This window comes from Acidovorax sp. PRC11, from assembly GCF_031844105.1.
Taxonomy (GTDB): domain Bacteria; phylum Pseudomonadota; class Gammaproteobacteria; order Burkholderiales; family Burkholderiaceae_C; genus Paracidovorax.
Genome location: NZ_JAUZUQ010000012.1, coordinates 21978 through 36466, shown reverse-complemented (window position 1 = coordinate 36466; position 14489 = coordinate 21978). Strand labels below are relative to the sequence as shown.

The window sequence follows — 14489 nt, the reverse complement described above, 5'->3', positions numbered from 1 at the left end:
CTGATGGAATCGGATCAGTAGTAGCGGCGGATGTTGTCCACGGCGATGCCGTTCATGGCGCGGCTCAGGTCGGCCATGATGCGGGCGTCGTAGAGGGCGGCGTTCCAAGTCTGCTCGTCCTCGGCGTCGCGGCGGCGGGCTTCCGTCCAGGCGTGGAAGCCGGCACGCAGCATGGCGGCGCCACGGCGCACGGGGCCGGCCAGCAGGGCCAGGGCGGCGAAGGCGATCAGCCAGAGCACCATCCAGGCGGTGAGGGTGTGGCCTTCGCTCCAGGTGTCGATGATCTGGTTGGCGACCACCAGCACGGCGGCCACGACGGCGGCCAGCAGCAGGGAGGAGGCGCCGCGCGCGCCGTCGAAGGCGCTCTTCAGGGTGGCGGCGGCCTGTTCGGCACGGGCCACGCCAGGGTGTTCGGTACGGTAGTCGATGTGGACGAAGCTGGTCATGATGTGTTCCCTTTCGGTCGCTTGTGGCGAAGTTGCCGGGCGAATGCAGGTATCTTAGGGTTTACCCCAGGGTTCTTCCACTTTATATTTTGAATCCCAGACATTCATATCTGTGATGATTCGACGATGGCGCCGATCAATTTCCGCTCGCTCGACCTGAACCTGCTGCGGGTGTTCGATGAAATCATGGCCGAGCGCAACCTCACGCGCGCGGCCGCCAAGCTCGCGATCACCCAGCCGGCGGTCAGCAATGCCCTGCGCCGGCTGCGCGAGGTGTTGGGCGACGACCTCGTGGTGCGCAGCGGCCAGGGCGTGGAGCCGACGCCGCGCGCGCTCGCCCTCTGGCCGCCCGTGCGGCAGGCGCTGGCCCAGTTGCAGCAATCGCTGGCACCGGGCGCGTTCGATCCGGCCTCGGCCAATTCCACCTTCGTGCTCGCGCTGGCCGACGCCACGGGCGCCACGCTGATCCCGCCGCTGGTGGAAATCGTGGAGCGCGAGGCGCCCGGCGTGTCGCTGCGCGTGGTGCCGCTCACCACGCGCGACCCGCGCGGCCTGCTGGACGACGGCTCGACCGACATGGCCGTGGGCTACTTCCCCGCGGTGATGGCCGACCTCACGGCACGCGCCCAGACCGACAGCGTGGTCGCCTATGAAAGCCTGCGGCTCTACGATGGCGAATACGTCTGCGTGATGCGCCAGGACCATCCGCTGGCGGCCGAGCCGCTGACGCTGGACCAGTACTGCGCGGCGCGCCATCTGCTCGTGAGCTTCTCGGGCAAGCCCTACGGTTTCATCGACGAGGCGCTCACCGCCCTCGGCCGCGAGCGCCGCATCGTGCTCACCGTGAACCAGTTCTTCACCGCGGGCCGCGTGGTGGCCACCACCGACCTGCTCACGGTGCTGCCGCGCCACTTCGTGGGGGTGGCGAGCCTGGGCGGCGAGCTCGTCTGGCGGGCGCTGCCGATGCCGCTGCCCACGGTGCACGTCGATGCGCTCTGGCACCGCAACAAGGGCCACGACGCAGCCCACCGCTGGCTGCGCGGCGCCATGGCGCGCTCGGCCCTGCACACCACGGCGCGCCCTCCGGCAGCCGCGCCGCCGCCCGCACCGGACAATCCGGGCCCATGAAGATCCAACTGCTGTCCGACCTGCACCTGGAGGCCCATCCCGCGTTCCAGCCGAGCCCCGCCCCGGATGCCGACCTGCTCGTGCTCGCGGGGGACATCGGCTCCTACCAGAGCGGCTCGCGCCTCGCCGACGACGATTTCGGGCTGGCACGCTTCTCGCCGTTGCCGCAGCATGCGGGCTGGCCCGTGCCGGTGCTGTTCGTGCCCGGCAACCACGAGTACGACATGCAGGATTTCGATGCGGGGCGCGAGCGGCTGCGGGCCACCTGCGACCGGCTGGGCCTGCAGTGGCTCGACCGCGAGACGGCGGTGCTGCAGGACGTGCGCTTCGTGGGCACCACGCTCTGGAGCGACTTCGATGCGCTCGCCCTGGACAAGAGCGACCAGGGCGCCGACATGGCCCGGCTGCTGCGCCACCGCGACAAGGCCTTCCGCGCGGCGAACTTCTACCTGCGCAAGACCGGCGGCACGCGCGGTGGCGAGCCCTTCCTGGCCGAGCCCATGCGCGAAGAAGCCCTGCGCTGCCAGGATTGGCTGCGTGCGGCCTTGCAGACGCCTTTCGACGGCCCCACGGTAGCGGTCACCCACTTCGCCCCCAGCCTGCGCAGCGCCGACCCGCGCTACGGCCTGGTGCCCGGCACCGCGGGCTTCTGCAATGCGCTCGACGACCTGCTGCCCCATGCGCAGGTATGGATGCACGGCCACCTGCATGCGCCCAGCGACTACACCGCGCAGGACACCCGCGCGGACGGCAGCGCCTGGGCCTGCCGCGTGGTCGCCAACCCGCTCGGCTATGCGGGCAAGGGCGAGCAGGAGACCTTCCGGCCGCATTTCACCATCACCGTATGATGGGCGCCGGGGCCGCATGCACCCATGCCCGTCCCGGTCCGCACGCGCACGGCAGCACAAAGATGACCCAGGTCAAGACAACAGGCACAGGCGCGCTTTAGTCTCCCTCCATCCCTTTGTGAAAGCGTCTCTACCATGAAGATCCTCCTGGCCGTCGACGGCAGCGCCTATACCAAGAAAATGCTGGCCTACCTCGCCACGCACGACGAACTGCTCGCCGGCGGCACGCACGACGTGACTGCGATCACCGTGCAGTCGCCGCTGCCCCCGCGGGCCCGCGCCGCCCTGGGCAAGGAAGTGGTCGAGAAGTACTACGCCGACGAAGCCGAGAAGGTCATCGGCCCGGTCGCCAAGTTCCTCGCGCGCCACGGCATCACGCCCAAGCGCATCGTGAAGATCGGCCCGGTCGGCGAGACCATCGCCAAGGCGGCCGATGCGGGCAAGTTCGACCTGCTGGTGATGGGCTCCCACGGCCACGGCGCGCTGGGCCAGCTCGTCATGGGCTCGGTCAGCACCCAGGTGCTGGCCAGCAGCCGGGTGCCGGTGCTGCTGGTGCGCTGAGCCAGGCCCTTGGACAGGCAGGGCGCCGACCGATCAAAAGGCCGCGGAGCAGGCCATGCCGGCGGACGCCGTGGAACGGGCCTGGCCCGGCCACCGGCGTCGTCCCCCTTCCCGCGCGCCAGCGCGAGAGCAGGGGGAAGCGGCGCAGCCGCTCAGGGGGTCGACCTGCTTTTCAGGCCATCGAAGCACGCCTGCACCGCCCAGTCCACGATCTGCCCGTCGGTGTACCCGCCCCGCTCCCGCAGCATGGAGAGCAGCGGATCGGCGCTGCGGGCGTAGAGCGAATAGAGGATCACCTCGCACGGCAGCGCCTCGCTCAGCCGGCCCTCGCGCTGGGCCGCGGCGATCCATTCCGTGGCGCGCGCGCTCACTTCCTGCAGCGCTGCCTGGTAGGCCGCGCAGTCCTTGAGCGGGCCCCGCAGGCCCGAATTGCGGGCGAGCATCAGCGGCAGTTCGTCGGTGAGCTGCTGGGACAGCAGCCAGCGCAGCAGCTCGCGCAGGCATTCGAACGCCGGCAGATCGGCGGGCAGTCCGTCGAGGAAGGCGCCGAGCCGGCCCACGGCCTGGGCCATGGCGGTGGCGCACAGTTCTTCCTTGCCGGCGAAATGCTTGTAGAGGCTCGCCTTGGCCACGCCCACCTCGGCGGCGACCTCTTCGAGCGTCATGGCCTCGAAGCCCTTCTCGCCCAGCAGCCGGCCTGCGGCCGCCACGATCGCCTGGGCGCGGGCCTCGTGCATCTGTGCCTTGAAGGAGCGGCGGGGCGGAGCGGGCGTGTTCATGCGCGCATCTTAGGGCCTCCGTCGCTAACTCGACAGTAGCGTAAGGGCTGCCTGCGTCATGGATCGGTGGCGAGCGTGCGGGCCGCGGCGGCCGTGAGCGCCTCGGTCAGCGCGTCGAGCACTTCGGATTCCAGATTCCAGCAGTGCCAATAGAGCTGGATCGGCAGCGCGTGGCCCGGGGCGAGGTCCACGAGCGCCCCGCTGGCGAGCGCCGGGCGCGCGAGCAGCTCGGGCACCACGCCCGCGCCCCATCCGGCGACGACGGCGCGCACCTGGCCTTCGGAACTGGGCACGAACAGGTGGTGCAGCGCCACCCGCTTGAGGCCGAAGGCGCGCATGATGAATTCCGACTGCATGTCGTCCTTGCGGTTGAACGACAGGAAGGGCACGTCGCGGAAGTTGTGCGGCGTGAGCCCCTGCGGCAGGTGCCGCGCCGCCAGGCCGGGCGAGGCCACCGCCACGTAGCGCATGGCCCCCAGCGGCACCACCTTGCAGCCGCGCATCGGCTGCCTGAGCGTGGTCACGCAGCCCAGCACCTGGCCCGAGCGCAGCCACTCCTGGGTGAAATCCTGGTCGTCCGCGATGATCTCGATCGGCAGGCGCTGGCGGGCGAGGTCGTGCAGCGCGTCGAGGGCCCAGGTGGCGATGCTGTCGGCATTGATGGCGATGGCGATGCGCTCGTCCTCGCGGGCGCCGCCGGGCGCGCTGGGCGCGAGGTCCTGCAGGTCGCGTTCCAGGTCGGCGCGCAGCAGGCGCAGCTGCTTGGTGTGCTTGAGCAGCAGCTGGCCCGCGCTCGTGGGCTTGAGCGGCCGGCTGCGCACGATCAGCACCGAGCCCACCTGGGCCTCCAGCGCACGCAGGCGCTGCGAGACGGCCGACTGGGTAACGTTCAGGCGCTGGGCGGCGCGCTCGAAGCCCCCCTCTTCCACGATGGCGGCCAGGCATTCCAGGGCGGCGGGATCGAAGGTGCTCATGGCGTTCGCTTCATTAGGTGAACTGATGAATTTGGAGGAAGTTTAATTCCTCTTCAAAAATAACGGGCTCCGCCGCACACTGCGCAGCTATGAAAACCATCGTCCTCGGAGCCGGCATCATCGGCATCAGCACCGCGTGGCACCTGCTGGAGCGCGGCCATGACGTCATCGTCGTCGACCGCCAGCCCGATGCGTCGCTGGAGACGAGCTATGCCAATGCGGCGCAGATCTCCGTGAGCTACTGCGAGCCCTGGGCGAACCGCGAGGCGCCCTGGAAGGCGCTCAAGTGGATGATGGACAAGGAAGCGCCGCTGCTGTTCCGCCCGCGCATGGACTGGGAGCAGTGGCGCTGGAGCCTGAAATTCCTCGCGCAGTGCAACGACGCCGCCTTCGCCCGCAACGTGCAGCAGATCGTGGCGCTGGGCGCCTACAGCCATGCCGCGCTGAAGGACCTGGTGCGCTCCACCGGGATCGAATACCACCGGCTCGAACGCGGCATCGCGCATTTCTACACCGACCAGAAATCCTTCGACGCGGCCGGCCACGCCGTGGAACTGATGCGCCAGTACGGCGTGCAGCGCCGCCTGGTGAGCCGCGACGAGCTGCTGCAGATCGAGCCGGCCTTCCGCGCCTACGGCGACCGCATCACCGGCGGCACCTACACCAGCACCGACGAGAGCGGCGACGCCCGCGTATTCACCCAGGCGCTGGCGCGCCGCTGCGCCGAGCGGGGCGCGCAGTTCCTGTTCGGGCACGACGTGCTGCGGCTGCAGCGCACGGGCGACGCGATCGATTCCGTGGCCGTGCGCTCCCGCGAGCCCGGCGCGGCCGTGCAGGAGCTGCGCGCCGACGCCTTCGTGGCGGCCTGCGGCTCGTACACGGCGCCGCTGCTGCGCACGGTGGGCGTGGACCTGCCCATCTACCCCGGCAAGGGCTACAGCGCCACCTTCCCGCTGCTGAAGCCCGAGGGCGCGCCGATGGTCTCCACGATCGACGACGGCAAGAAGATCGCGATGAGCCGGCTGGGCAACTATCTGCGCGTGGCGGGCACGATCGAGCTGGGCGGCTACGACCTCTCGCTGGACAGCCCCGTGGCCCGCGCGCGCTGCCACATGCTCTCGCGCCGCATCGCCGAGATCCTGCCCGGCGTGTGCGACACGCGCACGCCCGAGGAAGGCGGCGACCCGCAGTACTGGACGGGCCTGCGCCCCGCCACGCCGACCAACATTCCGTTCATCGGCCGCACCCGCGTGGGCCGGCTCTGGGTGAACGCCGGGCACGGCACGCTGGGCTGGACGCACGGCGCGGGCTCCGGCAAGGCGATGGCCGAGCTGCTGACCGGCGAGCGGCCGGCGATGGATTTCGGGTTCCTGGGCTTCGGCACCGAGGGGCTGCGGGCCAGCGCCACCCCGGTCGCCGCCTGACGCACGTACCGGCCCGCGGCGCTACCATCGCGCGCATGCCGTCCTCGTCCTCGCCCCATCTCCTCTTCCTGAACGCCTCCACCCGCGAGCCGGGCCACGTCGGCAACACCGAATGGCTGGCCCGGCAGGCCGCGGCCGCACTGCCCGCCCCCGCCCTCCAGAGCTGGCTGCACCTCGCCCGCCTCGATCTGCCGCCGTTCGTGGACCTGCGCCACACCGCGGGCAGCTATCCCGCACCGGAGGGCGACCTGCGCACGCTGCTGGACGCCACGCTCGCGGCCTCCGAGATCGTGTTCGTGTCGCCGGTGTACTGGTTCAGCATCCCCTCGCCGCTCAAGACCTACCTGGACCACTGGAGCGCCTGGATGCGCGTGCCGGGCCTGGAGTTCAAGGAGCGCATGGCCGGCAAGGCGCTGAGCCTGGTCACGACCAGCGGCGACCGCGCCAAGGCCCAGCCGATGATCGATTCGGTGGAACTGTGCGCGCGGTTCCTGGGCATGCGCTTCCGCGGCGCGCTCTGGGGCAAGGGCGGGCCGCCGGGTGCGGTGCAGGCGGATGCGGCGGCCGTGCGGGAGGCCGCGGGCTTCCTGGCTGCGCCCCTGCCCTGACGCGCGTCCGCCCTAGCGGACGGCGGTACCGGCGGGCGGCGTGTCGGCCGTGGCGAGGTGGGTGTCCATCCACCTGAGCAGATCCACCCACATCTGGCGCACCTGGCTGTCGTCGGGCATGCGCAGTTCGTGCTGCAGCTCGATGGTGACCACGGGCATGCCCTGGCGCACGCTGCCGTAGTGGCCGAGCGAGCCGGGGAAGATGCCGAGCTGGTCGAGCCGCAGCTGGCCCAGGCGGCTGGGCGGCGGCAGGGGCCCGTCGTAGTCGAGCACGCCGTAGGGCGCGTGGATGCTCACCACCAGGTCGGGCCGGAAGCCCTCCATCTGCTCGTGCAGGAAGCGCGATTCAGGCTCCGACAGCGGCGTGGGGCCCGGCCAGCGGCGCGGGTCGCGGTGCGTGCGCTTTTGCCAGTAGATGGGCGCATCGCGCTCCCAGTTCGGCGTGGGGAAGTTGCGGTTCAAGTCCACGCCCCGGGCATTCACGCGCGTCGCCGGGCGCGCCAGCATGCCGTCGGGGTTGAGCGCCGGGATGAAGCGCCAGTGCACGGGCTGCCGCAGGGCCCGCTCCGGCTGGGCGGCGAAGCCGATCCAGCGCATCGCGAGCGAGGCGGAGGTGGGCTCGTCGCCATGGATGGCACCCACGACGAGCACGCGCAGCGGCGGCGGCGTTGCGGAAGCCCCCGCCCGGCCCGCCGGTGCGGGCGCCGGGAACACGTCGCGCCAGTAGAGGGGCAGGCCCTTGCGGGAGTGCGCGCCGCTCTCGGCGAGGCGCGTGGATTCGCACAGGGCCCTGTCCACCGTGGGCAGGCGCGGCAGCAGCAGCTGGCAGGCGGCCTTCGATTCCGGCGCGCCGGGGGATGGCACGGGCACGGGGGCCTGGGCAGCCGCAGCCGCCATGCCACCGTTCCCGGTGCCCGCATCGGCCGGGCCCTGCGTGCCGTCACCACGCGCCATGGCGATCGGCGGCTTTGCCCCGCGCGCCGGAGCGGATCCGGACGCGGACGGCGCCCGGGGCATGTCGGCAGCGGCAGGCGCGGCCACCGCGTCGGAGCGCTCGGCGGGCGCGCCGAGCACCACCACCGAGTGGTAGCCGGCGCCCGCGTCGCCCGACCCCAGGTGGCCCCTGCCGACGGCGACCACGGCGTCCGACGCGGTGCCCGCGCCCGGCCGGGCGCCGTCCTGGAAGGCGCGCGGCTCCCAGACGGAAGCGCCCAGCAGGCCGAGCGCCAGCACGGCCACGGGCGGCAGCAGCCACAGCGGGCCGGCGCGGCGGAGGGAAGCGGTCGCCCCGGGAGCGCCCGGGGTTCCGGTGTCCGGCGGCGCCATCAGTGGACCGTCCGCGGAGCGCGGGAGCCCAGGAAGTCGAGCAGCGCGCCGTCGAAACCGTCCGGGTCTTCGAGCTGCGGCCAGTGCCCGACGTGGGGCAGGCTCAGGTGGCGCGCATCGGGCAGCACGTGCGCCAGGGCCTGCAGCGCCTCGGGCGGCATGCAGCGGTCCTGTGCGCCGCTCACGAGCAGCGTGGGCATCGACAGGTGCGCGAGGTGGGACGCATCGCGCGCGAACGCGGGCAGCAGCTCCAGCGCGCGGCGGAAGGTGGAGGGATGCACCTCGCCCATGGCGTGGCGTGCGAGGCGCACGCCTTCGGGCAGGGCCCCGGTGCCGGTCTGGCGCGGCACCAGCACTTCGGCCAGCCGCTCCATCGACTGGCCCGCGTCCAGCGCGGCGACGCGCGGCTCCACCCAGGTCCGCAGGCCTTCGGCATCCAGCGCCGGGCCGCCCGCGCAGAGCACGAGACGGCCCACGCGGCGCGGCGCCCGGGCAGCCACTTCCACGGCCAGCATCGCGCCCAGGCCGTGGCCGACGAGCGTGGCGCCTTCCGTGCACTGCAGGGCGTCGAGCAGCGCGATGCAGCTCTGCGCCAGCCCCTTGAAGCCATAGGGCTCGATGGGCGCGCTGTGGCCGTAGCCGGGCATGTCCCAGGCGATGGCGCGGTAGCCGGCGCCCGCGAGGGTCTCGACCTGGGGAGCGAAAGTCAGGTGGCCGCCGTCCGCGTCGTGCAGCATGAGCACGGTGGAACCGGCGCCGAGGGTGGAGAAGGTGGGAAGCAAAGCCATGGAGGGAAAGGGGAACGGCAACGCGGCCGGTGGGGGCACGCGGGCCCGGCGGCGGCAGGCCGGTGGATGCCGGCCCATAATAGCCGACCCCTTTCTCCGCCCGGCGCGCGATGCGCCACCGCCCTTCCCGTGACACGTCCCCCGATCCGGCCCGCGCTGGCCCATCCCCCGAGTTTCTCGCCCCGTGAATTCCGCGACGCGCTCGGCATGTTCGCCACCGGCGTGACCATCGTCACCGCGCAGGACGCCGCCGGCGGCCTCGTCGGGCTCACGGCGAGTTCGTTCAATTCGGTGTCGCTCGCGCCGCCGCTGGTGCTCTGGAGCCTGGGCCGCGCGGCCGGCTCGATGAATGCGCTGGCCGCGGGGTCGCACTACGCGATCAACGTGCTGGCCGCCGACCAGCAGGCGCTGGCCGAACGCTTCGCCAGCCGCGGGGTGGACCGGTTCGCGGGCGTGAAGTACGCGCTCGGGGTGGCGGGCGCGCCGCTGATCGAGGGCGCGGTGGCCACCTTCGAATGCTTCAACCGCAGCCGCTACGACGAAGGCGACCACGTGATCTTCGTGGGAGAGGTGGAGCGCTGCGCGCACCGCCCCGGCGTGCCGCCGCTGCTCTACCACGGCGGGCGCTTCTATACCGAGCACCCGCTCTGAGCCGCTCCGGCGCCCTCCCTCCGGGGAAGACGGCGCCGGCAGGCGGCGTTCAGCGCACCGTGTCGGGCAGCTCGATCTTGACTTCGAGCACCTCGAGGTTTTCCTGGCGCTCCAGCTGCACCGTGAGGTCTTCGGGGCTGATCTTCACGTACTTGGAGATCACCGCCACGAGCTCGCGCTGCAGCGCGGGGAGGTAGTCGGGCTCGGAGGCGTTGCGGCCGTTGCGCTCGTGCGCGAGGATGATCTGCAGCCGCTCCTTGGCGACGCTGGCGGTTTTTTTCTTCTCGCCGAGCAGGAAGGAAAGAAAGGATGCCATGCGTTACCTCCCGCCGAAAATGCGCTTGAAGAAGCCGGGCTTCTGCGCGTCGATGAAGCGCAGCGGCTTGTCCTCGCCGAGGAAGCGCGCCACGACGTCCTTGTAGGCCTCGGACACGTCCGTGCCCTGCAGGTGGATGGCGGGCGTGCCCTGGTTGGACGCCTGCAGCACGCTCTCCGATTCCGGCACCACGCCGATCAGCTCGATGCGCAGGATGTCCTGGATGTCCTCCAGGCTCAGCATCTGGCCGTCCTGCACGCGGTGCGGGTTGTAGCGGGTGATCAGCAGGTGCTCCTTGATCGGCTCCTTGCCCTCGATCGCGCGCTTGGTCTTGCTGCCGAGCATGCCGAGGATGCGGTCGGAATCGCGCACCGAGGAGACCTCGGGGTTGGTCACGAGCAGCGCCTCGTCGGCGAAGTGCATGGCCATGAGCGCGCCGCTCTCGATGCCGGCGGGCGAATCGCAGACGATGTATTCGAAGTCCATCGCGGCGAGGTCGTTCAGCACCTTCTCGACGCCTTCCTGCGTGAGCGCGTCCTTGTCGCGCGTCTGGCTGGCGGCCAGCACGAACAGGTTGTCGCACTGCTTGTCCTTGATGAGGGCCTGGTTCAGGTTGGCCTCGCCGTGGATCACGTTGATCAGGTCGTACACCACGCGGCGTTCGCAGCCCATGATGAGATCGAGGTTGCGCAGACCGACGTCGAAGTCGATCACGGCGGTCTTGTGGCCGCGCAGCGCGAGGCCCGATGCGAAGCTCGCGCTGGTGGTGGTCTTGCCCACCCCTCCCTTGCCGGAGGTCACGACGACGATTTTGGCCATGTATGCAAATTCCCTTTGGGGCGTTGGTTCTGGAGTTCGGTGGAGGCGGCGCCTCAGGCGAGCGGCTCGATGATCAGCTTTTCGCCGTCGAGCCGCACCTGGGCGGGCTTGCCGCGCACGTTGTCGGGCAGTTCGGTCTCGGTGGTGCGGTAGATACCGGCCACCGACACGAGCTGCGGCTCCAGGCAGGTGCTGAAGATGCGCGCGGAGGTGTCGCCGCGCGCGCCCGCGATGGCGCGGCCGCGCAGCGGCGCGTAGACATGGATGTTGCCGTCGGCGATCACCTCGGCGCCGAAGCTCACGACGGCCATCACGACGAGATCGGAGCCGCGCGCATAGACCTGCTGGCCGGAGCGCAGCGGCTTGTCCACCACCACCGTGCCGGGCGCGGGGGCGGGCACTTCGCGCACCACCTCGACCTCGCGGACCACTTCGCGGACGGTTTCGCGGACCTCCTCCTGCACGGGCACGGGCATGGCCGCTTCGGCCGTGGCGGGTGCGGGCGCATGCGCGGCGCGGGAGGGCGGTGCCTCGGGCGCGGCGACGAGGCCGGCCGCGAGCGCGGACTCCATCTGTGCGGGATTGCCGCCGCGCACGGCCACGGGCTGGGTGCGGTGCTGGCGCAGCAGGGCGATCAGGGCGGGGAAATCGATGGGCGCGGGCTCGTCGCGCACGGCGGCCAGGTCGATCAGCACCGGATCGTTGTCGAAGAAGCCCGGGTCTTCGCCGAGGCGGGCCGCCAGCTCGGCAGTGAGCGCGTCGGCGTCGGTGGTCCGGAGCGCCACGGCCACCACGGGCAGTTGGGCGCTCTTGAGGTCAAAGCTGGTGCGGGCCTGGCCCACCGTGTCAACGGCCATGGAAGGTAGGAGTGCGGACGACGCGGCTCAAAGCGCCGGAGTTTACCGTTACCGGGGCGGATGGCACGCACGGCGGGGCCGGAGTGCGGGTAAATGTTCTGTACGGAAGAGGAATCCACGGTCGGGGAAGCAGAAGCCCTGGGCGTCTCCATGTTTCGCACGGTAGCGCCGCACGTCTCTGCCCGGCACGCCACTGTGGCCCCCAGTCGTGCAAAGCGCACCTGGAAAAGCCGAAGACCCGCATCCAGCAAGGTAGCCCCTTCAGGCGCGCACGGAGCCTGTCCGGTCAGAAGGCCGCGGAGCAGGCCACGCCAGCAGACGCCGTGGAACCGGCTTCGCCGGGCCACCGGCGTCGTTCCCCTCGGGGCTGAAGGCCGCGGCTCCGGGCCTGCCTGCGCAGGCCTGGACGTGCCTGAAGAGCTGCCGACTCTGGCGGCTGCACGGAGGCGCCGCAGGCGACTCAGGGGGGTCAAAACTTCGGTATGCGGATCCGGCTGATCATCAGCGAGCCCGACACCGCGAACACCAGCACGAACGGGTGCAGGGTGAAGCCGCCCACCACGAGCTGGCCGAACCACAGGTGTTCGCGCACGGCGCCCATCCAGGCGGCCAGCGCCATCAGGCCCACGAGCACGATGGAGGTGGGAATGGGCGTGCCCTCGAAATACTTCACCTTGCCCGATCCTTCGGAGAGGGTTTCGGCGGTGACGTTGTAGCGCGCCAGGCGCGAGACGCCGCAGGCCACGAAGAAGGCCAGCACGATGCGGTCGTAGAGGCCCTGCATGCCGCAGGCATACGCGATGATGGCCGGCGCCACGCCGAAGGAGATCACGTCGGCCAGCGAATCCAGTTCGCGGCCCATGGCGGAGGATTTCTGCCGCCAGCGCGCGACGCGGCCGTCGAGCACGTCGAAGATCAGCGCGGCGAGCACCAGCGCGGCCGCGAAATACACGTGGCGCACGTCGCCCGTCTCCAGGAACGTCATCGACGAGAACAGCGCCCCCACGCCGCACACGGCGTTGCCCAGCGTGAACCAGTCGGCCAGGTGGAACTCGCGGATCATCGAAAAACGCTTGGGGGTCGGGGGGGTCATGGGCGGTCTTTCCTTCCTGGCGGTCCTGCGGATGCGTGCGGCGGCGACGAGAGCAAAAGGCCACCGGCCGATTCGATTATGGGTCGGGGCCGGCGCCGGCCTCGTCAGGCATGTCCTACCGGCGCCCGGTGCCCTGCGGGGGCGGCGCGCGCAGCGTTTCCAGGTGGATGCTGGTTTCGGTGTTGCGGATGCCCTTGATGAGCCGGATGCGCTCCAGCGCCCGCGCCAGTTCGGCCAGCGTGGCCACCTGCAGATCGGCCAGCAGGTCCCACTGGCCGTTGGTGGCGTGCAACGCCAGCACGCTGGGCTCGCCCAGCAGCGAGGCGGTGACGCGGCGCGCGTCGTTGCCTTCGATGGAGATGCTCATCCAGGCCTGCAGCCCGCCGGTCTCGCCCTCGGGCCGCAGCCGGACCGTATATCCGACGATGACGCCGGCGTCCTCCAGCTTGCGGATGCGGTTGGTGACCGTGCCGCGCGAGACGCCCAGGCGCTTGGCGAGGGTGGCGACGCTGGCGCGGGCGTCGTGCCGCAGCGCGGCGATGAGTTGCTGGTCGATATTGTCCATAGTGGCAACGGATGCTGTCATAAAGCCAGCCGAATGTGCAAATGCACGCAGGATTGCCGATATGCATTGATGCTGGCCTGTGGGAACCTCCCTGGAACACCACCGCAAGGAGCCGACCATGCATGCCTCCCCCACCCGCCATGGCCTTGCCTCGGACACGGAATTCCTCGATGCGCCGCGCGCCGCCGAGCTGGTGGGGCGCACGGGCGTCGTCGCCTGCATTCGCGCCATCGCCCAGGCGATCGAGGCCGACTTCATCCGCTGGAACGATTTCGACAAGACGGCCCGCACCGCCGCGCATTCGGCGCACGGCGTGATCGAGCTCATGCCGGTGGCCGACACGCGGCCCGGCGGCGGCTATGCCTTCAAGTACGTCAACGGCCATCCCTCCAACCCGGAACGCGGCCTGCCCACGGTGATGGCGTTCGGCGCCCTGGCGGACGTGGATACCGGCCTGCCGGTCTTCCTGGGCGAGCTGACGCTGACCACGGCGCTGCGCACGGCCGCGGCCTCCGCCGTGGCGGCGCGGCGCCTGGCCCGTCCGGACAGCCGCAGCATGGCGCTGATCGGCAACGGCTCGCAGGCGGAGTTCCAGGCGCTGGCGTTCTTCGGGCTGCTGGGCGTGCGCGAGCTGCGCCTGTACGACACCGACCCCGCGGCCACGCGCAAGCTGGTGCGCAACCTCGCCCCCTATCGGCAGCAGGGCCTGCGCTGCGTGCCCTGCGCGAGCGCGCGCGAGGCGGTGCGGGGCGCCGGCATCGTGACCACGGCGACGGCCGACAAGACCCGCGCCGCGATCGTGCTGGAAGACATGCTGGAGCCCGGCATGCACCTGAACGCCGTGGGCGGCGACTGCCCTGGCAAGACCGAGCTGGCCCCGGAGGTGCTGCGCGCCGGCACCGTGTTCGTGGAATACGAGCCCCAGACCCGCATCGAGGGCGAAGTGCAGCAGATGCCGGCGGATTTCCCGGTGACGGAACTCTGGCGCGTGCTCTCGGGCGCGGCGCCGGGGCGCACGTCGGAGGCGCAGGTGACGGTGTTCGATTCGGTCGGCTTCGCGCTGGAGGATTACGCCGCGCTGCGCACCATGCGCGCGCTGGGCCAGGCGGCCGGCCTGCTGGAACGCATCGCGCTCGTGCCCACGCTCGCCGATCCCAAGGACCTGTACGCGCAGCTCCACCCCTGGCTCGCGCCAGGCCCCCCCGGGGCCGCGGAACCCACGCCGCATGCGCCCGCGCTCCAGCACGAAGCGGCCTGATTTCCGACGCCCGCCCGCCACCGTCCCTGCGCACAATGTCCGCTTCAG

Annotated in this window: 17 protein-coding genes; 7 read left to right on the top strand and 10 right to left on the bottom strand. The window is 71.1% G+C overall.

Features of this window, described 5'->3' with window-relative positions; translation table 11 throughout:
* Positions 1–14 precede the first annotated feature (14 nt).
* The gene (locus Q9R47_RS14795; protein ID WP_311233962.1) at positions 15–446 is read right to left on the bottom strand and encodes a hypothetical protein; all 432 of its coding nucleotides are present in this window, start codon (positions 444–446) and stop codon (positions 15–17) included.
* A gap of 126 nt (positions 447–572) precedes the next feature.
* Between Q9R47_RS14795 and Q9R47_RS14790 the strand changes: the two genes are divergently transcribed.
* The 3 genes from Q9R47_RS14790 to Q9R47_RS14780 all read left to right on the top strand — a co-directional run bounded on the left by Q9R47_RS14790 (position 573) and on the right by Q9R47_RS14780 (position 2983).
* The gene (locus tag Q9R47_RS14790; RefSeq protein ID WP_013592683.1) at positions 573–1574 is read left to right on the top strand and encodes a LysR family transcriptional regulator; all 1002 of its coding nucleotides are present in this window, start codon (positions 573–575) and stop codon (positions 1572–1574) included.
* On the top strand, positions 1571–2422 hold the full coding sequence (locus tag Q9R47_RS14785) for a metallophosphoesterase (RefSeq protein ID WP_311233961.1): 852 nt from the start codon (positions 1571–1573) through the stop codon (positions 2420–2422). Before Q9R47_RS14790 ends, Q9R47_RS14785 begins: the two co-directional genes overlap by 4 nt.
* A 135-nt stretch (positions 2423–2557) precedes the next feature.
* Positions 2558–2983 (top strand): universal stress protein, encoded by a 426-nt coding sequence (locus Q9R47_RS14780; protein WP_311233960.1) that lies wholly within the window; start codon positions 2558–2560, stop codon positions 2981–2983.
* Between the two features lie 152 nt (positions 2984–3135).
* Here the strand turns inward: Q9R47_RS14780 and Q9R47_RS14775 are convergent, their stop codons facing one another.
* Positions 3136–3762 (bottom strand): TetR/AcrR family transcriptional regulator, encoded by a 627-nt coding sequence (locus tag Q9R47_RS14775; RefSeq protein ID WP_311233959.1) that lies wholly within the window; start codon positions 3760–3762, stop codon positions 3136–3138.
* Positions 3763–3818: 56 nt separating this feature from the next.
* Positions 3819–4736, bottom strand: coding sequence for a LysR family transcriptional regulator ArgP (locus Q9R47_RS14770; protein WP_311233958.1), 918 nt, complete (start codon positions 4734–4736; stop codon positions 3819–3821).
* 89 nt (positions 4737–4825) lie between these two features.
* Between Q9R47_RS14770 and Q9R47_RS14765 the strand changes: the two genes are divergently transcribed.
* Positions 4826–6160, top strand: coding sequence for a D-amino acid dehydrogenase (locus tag Q9R47_RS14765; RefSeq protein ID WP_311233957.1), 1335 nt, complete (start codon positions 4826–4828; stop codon positions 6158–6160).
* Between the two features lie 35 nt (positions 6161–6195).
* Positions 6196–6768, top strand: coding sequence for an NAD(P)H-dependent oxidoreductase (locus Q9R47_RS14760; protein WP_311233956.1), 573 nt, complete (start codon positions 6196–6198; stop codon positions 6766–6768).
* A 12-nt stretch (positions 6769–6780) separates the two neighbouring features.
* On the opposite strand, the gene Q9R47_RS14755 is transcribed toward Q9R47_RS14760, so the two are convergent.
* Together Q9R47_RS14755 and Q9R47_RS14750 are read right to left on the bottom strand one after the other, a co-directional pair.
* Positions 6781–8094 (bottom strand): M14 family zinc carboxypeptidase, encoded by a 1314-nt coding sequence (locus Q9R47_RS14755; RefSeq protein ID WP_311233955.1) that lies wholly within the window; start codon positions 8092–8094, stop codon positions 6781–6783.
* A complete protein-coding gene (locus Q9R47_RS14750; protein WP_311233954.1) occupies positions 8094–8882 on the bottom strand; it encodes an alpha/beta fold hydrolase in 789 nt (262 codons plus the stop codon). Before Q9R47_RS14750 ends, Q9R47_RS14755 begins: the two co-directional genes overlap by 1 nt.
* Before the next feature lie 129 nt (positions 8883–9011).
* On the opposite strand from Q9R47_RS14750, the gene Q9R47_RS14745 reads away from it, so the two are divergent.
* The gene (locus Q9R47_RS14745; protein ID WP_311233953.1) at positions 9012–9533 is read left to right on the top strand and encodes a flavin reductase family protein; all 522 of its coding nucleotides are present in this window, start codon (positions 9012–9014) and stop codon (positions 9531–9533) included.
* Between the two features lie 49 nt (positions 9534–9582).
* On the opposite strand, the gene minE is transcribed toward Q9R47_RS14745, so the two are convergent.
* From minE to Q9R47_RS14720, 5 genes are all read right to left on the bottom strand, one after another.
* A complete protein-coding gene (gene minE / locus Q9R47_RS14740; protein WP_311233952.1) occupies positions 9583–9849 on the bottom strand; it encodes a cell division topological specificity factor MinE in 267 nt (88 codons plus the stop codon).
* Between the two features lie 3 nt (positions 9850–9852).
* A complete protein-coding gene (minD, locus tag Q9R47_RS14735) occupies positions 9853–10668 on the bottom strand; it encodes a septum site-determining protein MinD (protein ID WP_311233951.1) in 816 nt (271 codons plus the stop codon).
* A gap of 53 nt (positions 10669–10721) precedes the next feature.
* Positions 10722–11525 (bottom strand): septum site-determining protein MinC, encoded by an 804-nt coding sequence (minC, locus tag Q9R47_RS14730; RefSeq protein ID WP_311233950.1) that lies wholly within the window; start codon positions 11523–11525, stop codon positions 10722–10724.
* 469 nt (positions 11526–11994) lie between these two features.
* Entirely contained in the window at positions 11995–12618 is a 624-nt protein-coding gene (pssA, locus tag Q9R47_RS14725) for a CDP-diacylglycerol--serine O-phosphatidyltransferase (protein ID WP_311233949.1), read from the bottom strand.
* Between the two features lie 115 nt (positions 12619–12733).
* Positions 12734–13183 carry an Lrp/AsnC family transcriptional regulator gene (locus tag Q9R47_RS14720; RefSeq protein ID WP_311233948.1) on the bottom strand — a complete coding sequence of 150 codons (450 nt, stop codon included), beginning with the start codon at positions 13181–13183 and terminating at the stop codon, positions 12734–12736.
* 118 nt (positions 13184–13301) lie between these two features.
* Between Q9R47_RS14720 and Q9R47_RS14715 the strand changes: the two genes are divergently transcribed.
* Entirely contained in the window at positions 13302–14441 is a 1140-nt protein-coding gene (locus Q9R47_RS14715) for an ornithine cyclodeaminase (protein WP_311233947.1), read from the top strand.
* The last annotated feature ends 48 nt before the right edge of the window (positions 14442–14489 follow it).